General features: G+C 30.2%; 14 protein-coding genes. 10 read left to right on the top strand and 4 right to left on the bottom strand.

The window, feature by feature from the left end:
• Positions 1-139: 139 nt before the first annotated feature.
• Both J8L88_RS17805 and J8L88_RS17810 read left to right on the top strand, forming a co-directional pair.
• Positions 140-907, top strand: a complete 768-nt coding sequence (locus tag J8L88_RS17805) for a DUF3108 domain-containing protein (protein WP_118385924.1) — start codon at positions 140-142, stop codon at positions 905-907.
• Positions 908-912: 5 nt separating this feature from the next.
• On the top strand, positions 913-1281 hold the full coding sequence (locus J8L88_RS17810) for a hypothetical protein (protein WP_027393654.1): 369 nt from the start codon (positions 913-915) through the stop codon (positions 1279-1281).
• Positions 1282-1317: 36 nt separating this feature from the next.
• On the opposite strand, the gene J8L88_RS17815 is transcribed toward J8L88_RS17810, so the two are convergent.
• Complete coding sequence (locus J8L88_RS17815; RefSeq protein ID WP_211061463.1) at positions 1318-3168, bottom strand: glycoside hydrolase family 13 protein; 1851 nt, start codon at positions 3166-3168, stop codon at positions 1318-1320.
• A 243-nt stretch (positions 3169-3411) separates the two neighbouring features.
• Here J8L88_RS17815 and J8L88_RS17820 point away from each other — a divergent pair, with 243 nt between their 5' ends.
• Both J8L88_RS17820 and J8L88_RS17825 read left to right on the top strand, forming a co-directional pair.
• Positions 3412-4467, top strand: coding sequence for a sensor histidine kinase (locus tag J8L88_RS17820; RefSeq protein ID WP_211061464.1), 1056 nt, complete (start codon positions 3412-3414; stop codon positions 4465-4467).
• Positions 4468-5196, top strand: a complete 729-nt coding sequence (locus tag J8L88_RS17825; protein ID WP_027393651.1) for a LytTR family DNA-binding domain-containing protein — start codon at positions 4468-4470, stop codon at positions 5194-5196.
• 23 nt (positions 5197-5219) lie between these two features.
• Here the strand turns inward: J8L88_RS17825 and J8L88_RS23685 are convergent, their stop codons facing one another.
• Both J8L88_RS23685 and J8L88_RS17830 read right to left on the bottom strand, forming a co-directional pair.
• On the bottom strand, positions 5220-5351 hold the full coding sequence (locus J8L88_RS23685; protein WP_255420148.1) for a hypothetical protein: 132 nt from the start codon (positions 5349-5351) through the stop codon (positions 5220-5222).
• A 167-nt stretch (positions 5352-5518) separates the two neighbouring features.
• Positions 5519-6103 carry a hypothetical protein gene (locus J8L88_RS17830; RefSeq protein ID WP_035085634.1) on the bottom strand — a complete coding sequence of 195 codons (585 nt, stop codon included), beginning with the start codon at positions 6101-6103 and terminating at the stop codon, positions 5519-5521.
• A gap of 227 nt (positions 6104-6330) precedes the next feature.
• On the opposite strand from J8L88_RS17830, the gene J8L88_RS17835 reads away from it, so the two are divergent.
• Positions 6331-7206: an AraC family transcriptional regulator gene (locus tag J8L88_RS17835; protein WP_027393649.1), complete on the top strand. Its 876-nt coding sequence runs from the start codon at positions 6331-6333 to the stop codon at positions 7204-7206.
• Here J8L88_RS17835 and J8L88_RS17840 read toward each other — a convergent pair.
• Positions 7203-7823 carry an L-threonylcarbamoyladenylate synthase gene (locus tag J8L88_RS17840; RefSeq protein ID WP_027393648.1) on the bottom strand — a complete coding sequence of 207 codons (621 nt, stop codon included), beginning with the start codon at positions 7821-7823 and terminating at the stop codon, positions 7203-7205. The two genes, J8L88_RS17835 and J8L88_RS17840, sit on opposite strands and share 4 nt — an antisense overlap.
• Before the next feature lie 203 nt (positions 7824-8026).
• Between J8L88_RS17840 and J8L88_RS17845 the strand changes: the two genes are divergently transcribed.
• The 5 genes from J8L88_RS17845 to J8L88_RS17865 all read left to right on the top strand — a co-directional run bounded on the left by J8L88_RS17845 (position 8027) and on the right by J8L88_RS17865 (position 13829).
• Complete coding sequence (locus J8L88_RS17845; protein ID WP_211061465.1) at positions 8027-9385, top strand: DEAD/DEAH box helicase; 1359 nt, start codon at positions 8027-8029, stop codon at positions 9383-9385.
• Positions 9386-9446: 61 nt separating this feature from the next.
• Positions 9447-10757, top strand: coding sequence for a hypothetical protein (locus J8L88_RS17850; protein ID WP_211061466.1), 1311 nt, complete (start codon positions 9447-9449; stop codon positions 10755-10757).
• Positions 10757-11296, top strand: a complete 540-nt coding sequence (locus J8L88_RS17855; RefSeq protein ID WP_211061467.1) for a metal-dependent hydrolase — start codon at positions 10757-10759, stop codon at positions 11294-11296. Before J8L88_RS17850 ends, J8L88_RS17855 begins: the two co-directional genes overlap by 1 nt.
• Positions 11297-11300: 4 nt before the next feature.
• On the top strand, positions 11301-12050 hold the full coding sequence (gene bla / locus J8L88_RS17860; protein ID WP_211061468.1) for a subclass B1 metallo-beta-lactamase: 750 nt from the start codon (positions 11301-11303) through the stop codon (positions 12048-12050).
• 3 nt (positions 12051-12053) lie between these two features.
• Positions 12054-13829 carry an ABC transporter ATP-binding protein gene (locus tag J8L88_RS17865; protein WP_118385916.1) on the top strand — a complete coding sequence of 592 codons (1776 nt, stop codon included), beginning with the start codon at positions 12054-12056 and terminating at the stop codon, positions 13827-13829.
• Positions 13830-13839: the final 10 nt, after the last annotated feature.

Here is a 13839-nt window from a genome sequence, read left to right on the forward strand (position 1 = left end):
AATATAAAGTATTTTTGAAAAGGGTTAATGTTACTATTAACCCTTTTTTTATTCTTTATTTTAAGAATGGTATGAAAATTGAATTTTAGTGAATAAAAAAGCCCTTGAGCTTATTAGTTATTAATATTTATAAAAAATAATGAGAAAATTATTTATTGTCGCACTTCTTCTTTGTTTTACAACCATAAAAGCTCAGAAGAACTCGAACACTTCTATCGGTGAAAATGAAAAACTTGTATACACCGCTTCCTATAATATGTCTGGCTTATTAACTAATTTGGCACAAGTAACCATGCAAACCACTCGTGTTAATACAGGAAAAAGCAATTATCTTAGGTTAAAATGTAGCGCTTCTACTTATTCTAAATGGGACTCTTTTTTTAAAATTAGAGATGTATATGAAGCATATGTAAACCCAGCTAATCTTACACCTTATTTATATAAAAGAGATATCAATGAAGGTGGATATATAAAGAAGGAAAAATATGTTTATAGTCATAAAAAAAAGACTATAAAAGCTACTATGCAAAAGAAAAAAGAACCGAATACAAAGGTTTTAAAAATGAGTGGTAGTACGTATGATGTAGTCTCTACTTTATATCATATTCGTAATATGGACATAGAAAAAGCACCGGTAGGTACCAACCAAAAAATAACAATTTTATTTGATAGAAAACCTCAAACTGCATATCTAAAACTATTGGGTAAAGAAACTATTAGCACGAAAACAATGGGAAATAAAGAATGTTATAAAATAGCAGTCAATAATAACTCCCTTAAAGGAACTAATAAAAACATTGTTTACCTTACTGCGGATAATAATAAAGTTCCTGTATTAATTAAATTTAGTATTCCAGCCGGAACCGGACAACTAAGCCTAACTCAAGCCTCTGGATTAAAAAATTAAATCATATGAGAATTGTACTAATATCTATAGCTGCCATAGCTGCTCTTTTAGGAATTATAATGGCAATACTGCCATTTGGAACTATAGGTGTATTGCCTGGTATTGTTTCTTTGTTAGCTGGTATTGGAGCTTTTTATATTTCTAAGAAGAAACAAAAACCACAAAAACTATCACTCCTATTTTTAACTATTGGAGTTTTAGTAATTGTAGCTAGTGGATCTAAATCATTATGGGTAAAAGATGAAATTGCTGTTGATGAAGAATTTGAGCAAAAAGAAGAACAAAGTAAAGAAGAAGCTATAGAAGAACTTAAGGAAATAGAAAATGAACTTGAAGAGATCGAAGGAGATCTAGAAGAAATTGAATCTGAATAATCTATACCTAAAGGTCTTCTATAACTAAAACTTATATTATTTAGCTAAGTCAATAACCATTGCGGTATGCTTAGCTAAATTTATTTGTTCTAAAGTATCAAACTTTTTTCCTGATAAAATATCTTTTCCTTTACTATAGCCTTCTAATGATTCTTGAAAACGAGCTAACTTAAAACTCTTATAATCTTTATCACTATTATTAATAATAATCATTGTGTTTTCTGTATCTGTATATCTAAAATATACATATATATTATCAATCGGTTGGTAATGCACTAGTTTTCCGTTATGAATAGATGATGCATTTTTTCTCCAATTAAGGATTGTTTTCACATATTCAAACAGATCATTTTCTTCTGTAGTTCGACCTTCTTTAGTAAAAGCATTTCTATCATCTTCTTTCCATCCACCAGGAAAATCTTGTCTTACTTTACCATCTGGTCTCCTATTTTTCATAAGAATCTCATCTCCATAATATATCTGGGGAATTCCTCTAGTAGTAAGCGTAAACACCATACTTAGCTTCAGTTTATTTACATCATTATCTAATAAAGCCAATAAACGATCTACATCATGATTACCATTAAAAACTTTATTATTTTCAGGGTTTCCGTATACAAAATCTTCTGCTAGCGTTTTATACAACTCAGAAATATCTCCATTCTTTCCAAAAGCTCTTAACATTGAATAATATAAAGCATAGTCGCTAACACTGCTTACATTAGAAACATATCCATCTCTATTAGCTCTATCATTATTCCAATAAGATAAATAAGATGCTCTTTCTGCCCAGGTTTCTGCTACCATATAAAAGTCAGGATATTCTTTTGTAAGCGCTTTCATCCATTTAGACATTGCTTGTTTATTAGGATATGGATATGTATCTAATCGAATTCCATCTATTTTGGAATATGCAACCCACCAAATAGAATTCTGAATCATATAAGTAGCTAGAAATTCATTTTCTAAGTTTAGATCCGGCATATTAATATCAAACCACCCTTTTGTTAGTAAATTAAAATCACTTTCAGAAGCATAAGGATCAGAAGCGGCTATATTTGTAAAATTACTTTTAGTAAACGTATCCCATTGGTTTACCCAATCTTTTGATGGTAAGTCTTGCATCCACCAATGTCCGGAACCACAATGATTAAAAACTTGATCCATAATTACTTTCATACCTTTTTCATGCGCTACATCAACAAAGGTTTTGTATTCTTCATTTGATCCTAGACGAGTATCTGTTTTATAAAAATCAGAAATTGCATATCCGTGATAAGAATATGTTGGCTGATCATTTTCCAAAAATGGATTTAACCATAATGTAGTAACTCCCAGTTCTTCTAAATAATTAAAATTATCAAGTATTCCTTTCAAATCACCTCCATGTCTACCATCTTCATTATTTCTCTTTATCTTTTCCTTGGTGTCTTTTGTAGAATCATTCGAAGTGTTTCCGTTTGCAAAACGATCTGGTGTAATTAAATAAATCACATCAGCAGGTGTAATTTTTTGTCCTACTTTTCTATCTTTTACCTTTTGTTTTAGTTCATAGTTATAACTAAAAAATTGATCTTTATTTTCAAATTTTATGGATATAGTTCCAGGCTGAGTATTCTTAGAAATGCCAAGATCTATAAACAAATAATTTGTGTTTTCTACTTTATTGACTTTTTTTAATTGAACTCCAGGGTATTGAATTGTAACGTTATAAGCACTAATATTCTCGCCATGTAACAATAATTGTAAATCAGGGTTTTCCATTCCTACCCACCAAAATGGCGGTTCTACGTGAGTTAATAATTCCGATTTCTGTGCTTGCCCTAAAAAGGAAACTAGGGTTAAAAGAAATAAACGTAAAAACACTTTTATCAAGTATGTACTCATAAATATCATTTTTTTAATTAATAAACAGCTAATTACCAAGCTTCAAAAAAAATGACAACTTCATTATACAGAAAGCGTGATCTAAAGTATAAACAGTTAAGAATTAAACAAATGATTGAAATATAAATTTTTAGCGTTTTCGAAGAATAATTAATGTTGTACGTAATAAATTGAACGTAATTCGTCCTTAACTTTGTTATTTCATTAAAATTTTTGAGACTTTAGCTCTTCGTAAACAACTTAATGACAAACACATTTTTTAAAAATATATTTTCTCACAGATTATCTAAGCATATACTTTACTGGGTAGGCCTCATCATATTTTTTGGAATTACTTGGGGAACATATGATAATGATTATGTTCGTTCATTTACTATTCAAACTTTTGGTTTACCAGCAAGAATGGTACTTGTCTACATATCTATATACATGCTAATCCCCAAATTTCTATTAAAAAGAAAGTTTATTTCTTTTATAGTTTCTTACCTCATTTTGTTATTAGTAACTAGTATTTGCATCCAAAGACCTATAATTTATTTTTATGTAGAACCTATCTACTTTCCTAGTTGGAACAGTGAAGGCTATTTTACAATAACAGAATTAATGAATACAATTTTAGATGTTAATATTGCCGCTATCATTCCCTTAGGTTTTAGTTTTTTTAAATTCTATTATAACTCACAACAAAGAACCTTAACTCTAGAAAAAGAAAAAATTGAAACCGAACTTATACAATTGCGTAATCAAGTACATCCGCATTTCCTATTTAACACACTTAATACTTTATATGCATTAATCATAAAAAAATCGAATACAGCAGAAACCGCAGTATTAAAATTATCGAAACTCATGCGATATATGTTATACGAGGCCAATACCCCTAAAGTCTCATTAGTAAAAGAAATAGAATATTTAAAAAATTATATAGATCTTGAAAAATTAAGGTTCGAAGATTCTATAGATATTAGTTTTAACTCTGAATCTGACAAAGATTATCAAATATCACCGTTTTTATTGATCCCATTTGTAGAAAATGCTTTTAAGCACGGAACTTCTTCTTCAAAAGGATCCTGGATTGTCATTAATATATTTACCAAGAAAAAAGAACTCATATTACAAGTAGAAAATTCTAAATTTAGCGATACCAATACAGATCATGATTCAGTTGGAGGTATCGGTTTTAATAATGTAAAAAAGAGATTACAATTGTTATACCCTGATCAATACTCATTAAAAATAGATGATAACGAATTATCATATGAAGTTATTTTAAAATTAAATCTCACTAAAAATCTCTAGATGAATACCAAAATAAAATGTCTTATCGTCGATGACGAACCATTAGCTAGAGAAATAATTGAAAATTATATCTCTAGAATTAATCATTTAGAACATATAGCTTCTTGCGCTAATGCATTAGAAGCATTTAATATTATTACTAATAAGAATATTGACTTAATTTTTCTAGATATCCAAATGCCCGAAGTAACGGGAATTGATTTCTTAAAAGATCTAACTCCTTCTACTCAAGTTATTTTTACAACAGCATATAGTGATTATGCAGTAGATGCTTTTAATTTAGAAGCTATAGATTACTTATTAAAACCTATAGATTTTTCACGATTCTTAAAATCAATTAATAAAGTATTAAAACGTTTGGACTCTGCTAATAACATTCCTCCAACAATTAACAATACAGAAGAAATTGACTATCAAGATGTTTTTATTTATTTAAAGGTGGAAAAGAAAATGCAAAAAATATTTCTAAAAGATATCTTTTATATAGAAAGTCTAAAAAACTATATCAAAATTAAAACCTCTGAGAGAGAAATAATAGCGTACAAAGGTATTAGTACCATAGAAAATACACTTCCTAGTAAAAAATTTCTAAGAGTACATCGATCTTTTATCATTGCTATTGATAATATCGACGCTTTTTCTACTACTGAAATTGAAATTAAAGGCATCAAAATTCCGGTAGGTCGAAACTACAGAGAATCAGTAAAAGAAACACTTGGATACTTTTAAAAATACTAGGTTTAAATTAGGTATTATCCATTTAAAAATTCATCCGTTTCTAAAGAAAACTCTTCTATTTCAAAAGAGAACTCATTTACTGTATTAGAAAAAGAAACTATAAAAATTGCTGCTACTACTAAATAAACTTCTACTACTTTATTCATAATTATACGTTTTTATCGATTCATTTATCTTTTAAAGGTACTTTATATAGCATAGAATAAAAACATCAAAATTGACCATTATCTATGCTATTTTAACCAAAATATAAAATGAAAAAAGCAGCGTGGTTAGTGCTGCTTTTCAAGTGGTTGAGTTAATAATAAAACAATTAAATACTAACTTTCTTTATAAACGTTCTGTCCTTTAATGCGAAGTAAAACTGATATTCTCCTTTAGGCATTTTAGAAAAATCATATGTTCTTTTTAATACTTCTTCTTCATTTCCTATTACTTCTTCCAATACTCTAAACTCGTTATCATAGATGGTAAGATTAACTGGTGACTTTTCAGTATTATTAAACATTACTTTAATAAATTTACTTTCTGCGCGAACCAATGGTTTAAATACTGTTACTGCTGACGTGTTAATCAATGAAACTCCTTTTTGGTTTTTTAATAAAGGGGTTACTTTTATTTCATATTCAGCTTCTGTTTCTACAAAATACACTCCATCTGGTACATTTCCTAGGTTAAAGTACTTCTGATAACTTGGTGTTGCTTCTAAAGTAACATTGAATAATACTTCACCGTGGTAATCCTTAAGGAATAATTTTTCTCCTTTTATAACTTCTGTCAATGATACATTAACCATCGACGAATTAGTGATCTCAACTGAAACTCTTCCTGCTGCGTTAGCAACGCTGCTTGTAATGATTACTAGTGCAATCAAACATAGGTTAATAACTCTCTTCATAACTTAAGGTTTTTGTTGTTGTTAATATTTTACACTGCAAATATATGACAGAGAATATGTCTATAAATACATCTATTTTTGCATATATATGTTCTATATTAACCTATAAAAATCATAAAAACCCCCTTAAAGCTAATTTAACATATGATTTTACATATTTAACAATAAATTAATACTTTAAATATCTTATATTTACAAAAATCTAATACGGAGAAAATTCCCTCGAAATGAAAAAAAGTATTAAACCTTCTTTAGAAAAAATTCTTCCTGAGTTTGGTAGTTCATTTTTTTATGAAAACTTCTCTCAAGAAAAAATGAACAAAGCCCCTATTTGGCATTACCATCCCGAAATTGAAATTGTATATGTCAATGGGGGTACAGGAAAACGTCAAATAGGTAGCCATATGTCCTACTATAGGAATGGAGCTTTAATGCTCATTGGTTCTAATCTACCTCATTGCGGTTTTACAGACAGTCTAACCCTAAATAAGAGCGAAACAATTATACAAATGTTACCCGATTTTTTAGGAAACTCTTTTTTTAATATCCCAGAAATGGCTGGAGTAAATCAATTACTAGAACAGGCAAAAAAAGGTATTGTATTTCATGGAGATACTAAACGTAGAATTGGTGCCCGCATTGAAGCTTTAGAAATGTTAGATCCATTTGATAGGTTATTAGGGATATTGAAGGTATTTAAAGAAATGCAACAAACTAAGGACTACTCTATTCTTAATGCAGAGGGTTTTGTAATTGAAACCTCTTTGCAAGATAATAATCGGATTAATCTAATTTTTAATTTTGTACAAGAAGAATTTACTAGACCAATTCCACTAGAGGAAATTGCCGATAAAGTAAGTATGAGTGTACCAGGATTTTGTAGATATTTCAAAAAAAACACTGGAAAAACTTTTATTCAATTTGTAAATGAATATAGATTAGTACACGCTGCAAAGTTGTTACACGAAAAACAAACTAGTATTACAGATATTTGTTATGAAAGTGGATTTAGTAATTTTTCACACTTTAATAAACTTTTCAAACAATTCTCAGGAAAAACACCTAGTACTTATAGAAATGAGTTAAAATATGTAGTTTCTTAAATAATATCAATTGCCCCTTTTCCTTCTCGTACAAGAACAGGTTCTCCACTAGTAAGATCTATAACGGTAGATGCCATATTACCACCATATCCACCATCTATAACCACATCTACTAGATTATCCCATTTTTCTAAAATCAGTTCTGGATCAGTAGTATATTCTATAACTTCATCTTCGTCATAAATAGATGTAGATACTATAGGATTCCCTAAATTTTCTACTATAGTTTTACAAATATTATTATCTGGAACTCGAATCCCAACGGTTCTTTTCTTTTTAAAAACTGTAGGTAAGTTATTACTTCCGGGAAGTATATATGTATAAGGACCTGGAAGTGTTCTCTTTAACAATTTAAATGTGCTATTATCTATTTGCTTTACATAATCCGATAAATTGCTAAGATCACTACAAATAAATGAAAAGTTCGCTTTAGCCAGCTTAACTCCTTTAATTTTTGCAATACGCTCTAAAGCTCTATTATTCGTAATATCACAACCTAAACCATATACTGTATCCGTAGGATAAATTACTAATCCACCACTTCTTAGGCTATCAACAACCTTTTGCACTTCACGAGGATGAGGATTCTCGTTATATAATTTTATTAGTTCTGCCATATTACCAAAAAGTAGATAAAGATACGGTTTTAAAAGAAATCACTATCTCAAAATACTTGTATATATTAACTGAGTCGTTTATCCTAAGGGCACGAAATACAAAATTTTAAGTCCAATTATAAGATTAAAAATATTATATTATTCGTGTATTGTTATTTATTGATATCAAATAAATTACTTTCGCGTATAAAATTAGTATAATAGTGACTTTTAGAGATCTAAATTTAAGTACACAACTCCTAAATGCATTGGATGACTTGGAGTTTAAAACCCCTACTCCTATTCAGGAGCAAGCATTTTCTGTAGTAATGTCAGGAAAAGACGTTGTAGGAATTGCACAAACGGGAACTGGTAAGACATATGCTTATATGTTACCTATTTTAAGAATGCTAAAATATTCGGTACAACAAAATCCACGAGTTTTAGTATTAGTTCCAACAAGAGAATTGGTAGTTCAGGTAGTTGATGAAATTCAAAAACTTTCTACATATATTAATGTTAGAGTTACCGGAGTATATGGAGGGACAAATATTAATACTCAAAAACAAGCAGTATCAGAAGGTTTAGATATCGTAGTAGCTACGCCTGGACGTTTATATGATCTAGCAGTAAGTAGAGCATTACAGCTAAAATCTATTCAAAAAATAGTGATAGATGAAGTCGATGTAATGTTAGATCTTGGTTTTAGACATCAATTAATGAATATTTTCGATATACTACCTCAACAGCGTCAAAACATCATGTTTTCCGCGACTATGACGGAAGAAGTGGATAAAATGATTTCTGAGATATTCCGAGATCCTAAAAAAATATCAGTTGCCAAAAGTGGTACTCCTTTAGAAAATATTAAACAATTTGGATATAAAGTTCCAAATTTCTATACCAAAGTAAACCTATTAGAACACTTATTAGCTGATAAAGAAACTTACCATAAAACATTAATATTTGTCGGGTATAAAAAGATAGCTGATCGTTTATTCGAAGCATTAGAAAAAAAATACAAAGAAGAAATTTGTATCATACACTCTAATAAAACACAGAACTATCGACTAAGAAGTATTGAGCAATTTAGAAAGGGTGAAAATAGAATTCTTATTGCTACGGATGTAATGGCCCGAGGATTAGATATAGAGAATGTAAGTCAAGTAATCAACTTAGATACGCCTGAATATCCAGAAAACTATATGCATAGAATTGGTAGAACTGGTAGAGCAGAAAAAGAAGGAGTTTCCTTTGTTCTTACTACAGAAAAAGAAGAAGAGTTCTTAGATGCAATTGAAGGGTTAATGGAGATGGAAATAGCACAACTACCTCTGCCTGATTCGATAGAAGTATCCGATCAATTGACACCTGAAGAACAACCTAAAGTTAAAGAAATATACAATCCTCACAAACGTCCTAATGATGATGAAGCTGGTGCTGCATTTCACGAGAAATCTGCAAAAAATAGTAAAGTCAATTTAGGAGGAAAGTATAAAAGAGAAATCAAAAAGAAGTATAAAAAACCGAAAACGAAAGGTGATAAAACTTTTAACCTGAAACATAAAAAAAAGAAAAAATAATTTCTTGAAAGAAAATTAATGAATTCCTATAAACCAATATGATTAAATAAATGATGATTGTATGAATGAAACTAACAGTGAAAATTTGCCTCCTAAAAATCCTAATAATTGGTTACAACGATTAAAAGATGAAAGTTGGGAAGCTGAGCTATTAGTCTCTGCAATAGCAATTTTTGGTACATTCCAATTATTTAAAGTTATTAATTGGGTAACAAATATGTTTATTGATTGGTTAGTCCCAGAACAATATATTGTTGGTTATTTCATATCATTTATGGGACTTTTAGCCGTGAGTATTCTAGTATCCATGTTTGTAATTCATTTTTTACTAAGAGCTTATTGGATTGGATTAGTAGGATTAAACTCAGTATTCCCAGATTATAGTCTAAAAGATAGTGTATATTCAGAAATTTACACTAAAAGAATATTAGCTATTCTACCTAAATTAAAGGATTCTATTCAAAAAATAGATGATTTATGTAGTGTAACCTTTTCTGCTGCTTTTGCAATCTTACTCATCTATACCTATTTGGCAGTACTCACTACTTTCTATTTATTTCTTTATAACTTTCTTGTAAAATTCATACCTCCTAGTATCGCTCTAATTCCAGCAATAGCTTCACTTTTTTTAGCATTATTTCAATCAATATTTGTAATGGTTGCCAATTTAAAAAAATATAAGCAAAATGAAAAAATGCAAATATGGCTTTTCAAAATTGTGAAACTAACTTCTATCATAATATTAGGGCCACTTTATAAGTATCTATTGCAGATCACCATGAGTTTTGCTTCTAATTTCAAACAAAATAAAGCGCTAATTCGCTATGTTATTTTGTTTGTACTATCCGGAATTTTTGTTGCTTCTTATCAAATTTCTAATACTAATATTCTATATCTGGCCAAAACAAGTTATTATTTCGATAGTACAAAAAACTACGCCGGTTATTATGAAACCGAAAATAAAAATATAGACTTTCTATTAACTCCAGAAATTAAATCAGATATCATAGAAAAAAAAGTTTTAAAATTGTTTATCCCAATATTTGAACACGAAAAAACAATAAGAAAAAATACTTGCCCTGACTTTGAGAATAATGATAGTATTTCAAAAAAAGAAAACAGTTTAAACAACAAGATTAATTATCTCAATTGTTATCATTTATACAATGAAGTTTTTCTAAATAACATAAAACTTACTCCGAAATATCGAAAATATTATCACCCTCGAACAAATCAATTTGGTGTTTTGGCTTATATAAAGCTTTCAGATATTGAGGAAGGTGAACAGATAATTACAATTAAAAAAAACTACGAAGACAAAGAACATAACTCCAAATGGAATATCCCTTTTCAATATATAACAAATAATTAATGGCTTCAGTATTTGGACATGCATTAACAGCCTATGCTTTTGGAAAAAGTTTCAATAAAGAATTAGGAACATTTAAGCTTTGGGGATTAGGTATGCTCTGCGCTATACTCCCGGACGCTGATGTAGTTGGTTTTAAATTCGGAATAGCCTATGAAGATTTTTGGGGGCATCGAGGGTTTTCCCATTCGCTTGTATTTGCATTAATCCTTGGCTTTTTAATAACAGCACTATTTTATAATAAAAAACTAAACTCCAGAACTGGAATATTTCTTATACTCTATTTTACTATTTGTACTGCTTCACATGGAGTTTTGGATGCTATGACCTCTGGTGGTTTAGGTATTGCTTTCTTTTCACCTTTTGATAATACAAGATACTTTTTACCATGGAAACCGATACAAGTATCACCCATTGGAGCTAGTAAATTCTTTAGTACTTGGGGCATTAAAGTATTGTTAAGTGAATTAGTATGGATCGGAATTCCGTCAGGTATTTATATATTAGCTATGCGTTTTTTAAAAAGAAAAAAGTCCTTTTAAATACATGACTAGACAGCATATAAAATCGATCACTTATATATTACTTGTATTTATTATGTCCTGTAAGCCTAAAGAAGAAGGGGATCTAATAAAAGTTTCTGATAACTTAAAGCTTGCCAAAATAAATGATCATAGCTATGTTCATATTTCTAAAATTTTTCTAGATAATGGCAAGCAATATGATAGCAATGGCTTTATATTCCTAAATGATGACGAAGCATACGTATTTGATACTCCTGCTAATGACGTTGCTTCTAAACAATTAATAAACTGGCTACAAAAAGAAAAAAACACAACAATAAAGGGAGTTGTCTTTAATCACTTTCATAGAGATTGTAATGAAGGGATGGATGTCTTTAAGAAATATGGTATTCCATCTATTGCATCAAAAAAGACAGCTAATTTAATGTTAGAAAAGAAATATAATCAACCGGACGAAGTCTTCGAAAATGAATTGATTTTAAACGTTGGAAACAAAAAAATTGTAAATACCTTTTTTGGTGAAGCGCATAGCAAAGACAATATCGTTTCCTATTTTCCTGAAGATCAAATTCTTTTTGGTGGATGTATGATAAAAAGCCTGAAAGCTTCGAAAGGAAACCTTCTGGATGCCAATGTTTCAGAATGGTCAAACACTGTTCGTAAAATAAAAAAAGCGTATCCTAATATCGAAGTTGTAATTCCTGGACATGGTTCATATGGAGACCAAAGCCTTTTGGACTATACTATTTCCCTTTTTAATGCCGAAAACTAACTTATGAGAGAATTCCAAAGCAATAACACTTCCAACGATAAAAAGAAACCAAAAGTTACTATTTTACAAGCATTTAAAACTATTATTTGGCCCAGACGTGGTTTAGTTTTTATAGGGTTAATATTAATTTTTTTTAATCGAGTTGCCGGTTTAATATTACCCTGGAAAAGTAAAACTTTATTAGATGACGTCGTTCCAAGTAAAGATATGGGACAATTGTATGAATTACTTATCATTGTGGGTTCTGCAATATTAATCCAGGCAACTACATCATTTTTACTAACTAGAGTTTTAAGTGTACAGGCTCAATATCTGATTTCTGAGCTTAGAGCTCAGGTTCAGAAAAAAGTACTCTCCCTACCAATCAGCTTCTTTGACAATACTAAATCCGGTGCTTTAGTATCTAGAATAATGAGTGATGTAGAAGGGGTTCGTAATTTGATCGGAACTGGTTTGGTTCAACTAGTTGGTGGTATATTTACAGCAATTGTATCTGTAGTCTTACTTGTTGACATCAACGGATGGATGACTCTTTTTGTTCTTATTCCTATAACTTTATTTGGTATTGTAGCTCTAAAAGCCTTTAAATATATCCGCCCTATTTTCAGGAAAAGAGGTGTTATTAATGCCGAAGTGAAAGGAAGATTAACAGAAACACTTGCTGGTGTTAGAGTTATTAAAGGCTTTGGTGCAGAAGAACAAGAAAGTAAGGTTTTCGAAGAAGGTGTTGATCGACTGTTTCAAAATGTAAAAAAGAGTTTGACTGCAACTGCATTAATGACCAGTTCTTCTACTTTTTTGTTAGCTGGTATTGCCTCTACAGGAATTATGGGTATTGGTGGTTATTATATGATGGAAGGAACTATGACTGCTGGTCAATTTCTATCTTTCACTATGTATTTGGCTTTTATGATTGCTCCTATTGTTCAAATGAGCAACATAGGATCACAACTTACAGAAGCATTAGCAGGTTTGGATAGAACGGAAGAGTTAATGAATATGGACCCTGAAGAAGATGAAAAAAATCGAACGATCAAACTCGAAAATATAAAAGGAGATATTATTTTTGATAATGTATCCTTTTCATACGAAGAAGGAAAAGAGGTACTACATAACATTAGTTTTAAAGCATCTTCTGGTTCGGTTACCGCTTTAGTAGGAAGCTCTGGTTCTGGTAAATCTACAATTGCGGGCTTATCTGCTACTTTCCTTAATCCAAAATCTGGTCTTATCACAATAGATAGTCACGATATTTCTAAAGTGAACCTTAGCAGTTATCGTCGTAACCTAGGAGTAGTATTGCAAGACGAATTCTTATTTGAAGGTAGTATTAGAGATAATATTCTTTTTCCGAGACCTAATGCTACTGAAGAGGAATTACAGCAAGCGGTAAAAGCTGCTTATGTAAATGAGTTTACTGATCGATTTGATGACGGGCTGGATACGTTGATAGGCGAACGAGGAGTTAAATTATCTGGTGGTCAAAGACAACGTATAGCTATAGCACGTGCTATTCTTGCAGATCCAAAAATCATTATTTTAGATGAGGCTACATCCAATTTAGACACTGAAAGTGAAGCGCTGATTCAAAAAAGTTTAAACGAATTAATGAAAGGTCGAACGACATTTGTAATAGCTCATAGATTAAGTACTATCAAAAAAGCGGATCAAATTTTGGTTATTGAATCAGGAGGTATTGCAGAAAGAGGAACTCATGAAGAACTTATCCAAGCAGAAGGAAGATATTTTGATTTATACACTTATCAGGCTAGAATCTAAAATATTACAT

Origin of the sequence: Aquimarina sp. MMG015 (assembly GCF_018100855.1) — a bacterium.
Taxonomy (GTDB): Bacteria; Bacteroidota; Bacteroidia; order Flavobacteriales; family Flavobacteriaceae; genus Aquimarina; species Aquimarina latercula.

Excerpts from the sequence above, each read along its gene's own strand:
- J8L88_RS17835 (WP_027393649.1), top strand. The coding sequence starts at position 6,331 with ATGAAAAAAAGTATTAAACCTTCTTTAGAAAAAATTCTTCCTGAGTTT.
- J8L88_RS17810 (WP_027393654.1), top strand. The coding sequence starts at position 913 with ATGAGAATTGTACTAATATCTATAGCTGCCATAGCTGCTCTTTTAGGA.
- J8L88_RS17830 (WP_035085634.1), bottom strand. The coding sequence starts at position 6,103 with ATGAAGAGAGTTATTAACCTATGTTTGATTGCACTAGTAATCATTACA.
- J8L88_RS17840 (WP_027393648.1), bottom strand. The coding sequence starts at position 7,823 with ATGGCAGAACTAATAAAATTATATAACGAGAATCCTCATCCTCGTGAA.
- J8L88_RS17820 (WP_211061464.1), top strand. The coding sequence starts at position 3,412 with ATGACAAACACATTTTTTAAAAATATATTTTCTCACAGATTATCTAAG.
- J8L88_RS23685 (WP_255420148.1), bottom strand. The coding sequence starts at position 5,351 with ATGAATAAAGTAGTAGAAGTTTATTTAGTAGTAGCAGCAATTTTTATA.
- J8L88_RS17865 (WP_118385916.1), top strand. The coding sequence starts at position 12,054 with ATGAGAGAATTCCAAAGCAATAACACTTCCAACGATAAAAAGAAACCA.
- J8L88_RS17805 (WP_118385924.1), top strand. The coding sequence starts at position 140 with ATGAGAAAATTATTTATTGTCGCACTTCTTCTTTGTTTTACAACCATA.
- J8L88_RS17855 (WP_211061467.1), top strand. The coding sequence starts at position 10,757 with ATGGCTTCAGTATTTGGACATGCATTAACAGCCTATGCTTTTGGAAAA.
- J8L88_RS17850 (WP_211061466.1), top strand. The coding sequence starts at position 9,447 with ATGAATGAAACTAACAGTGAAAATTTGCCTCCTAAAAATCCTAATAAT.
- J8L88_RS17815 (WP_211061463.1), bottom strand. The coding sequence starts at position 3,168 with ATGAGTACATACTTGATAAAAGTGTTTTTACGTTTATTTCTTTTAACC.
- J8L88_RS17825 (WP_027393651.1), top strand. The coding sequence starts at position 4,468 with ATGAATACCAAAATAAAATGTCTTATCGTCGATGACGAACCATTAGCT.
- bla (WP_211061468.1), top strand. The coding sequence starts at position 11,301 with ATGACTAGACAGCATATAAAATCGATCACTTATATATTACTTGTATTT.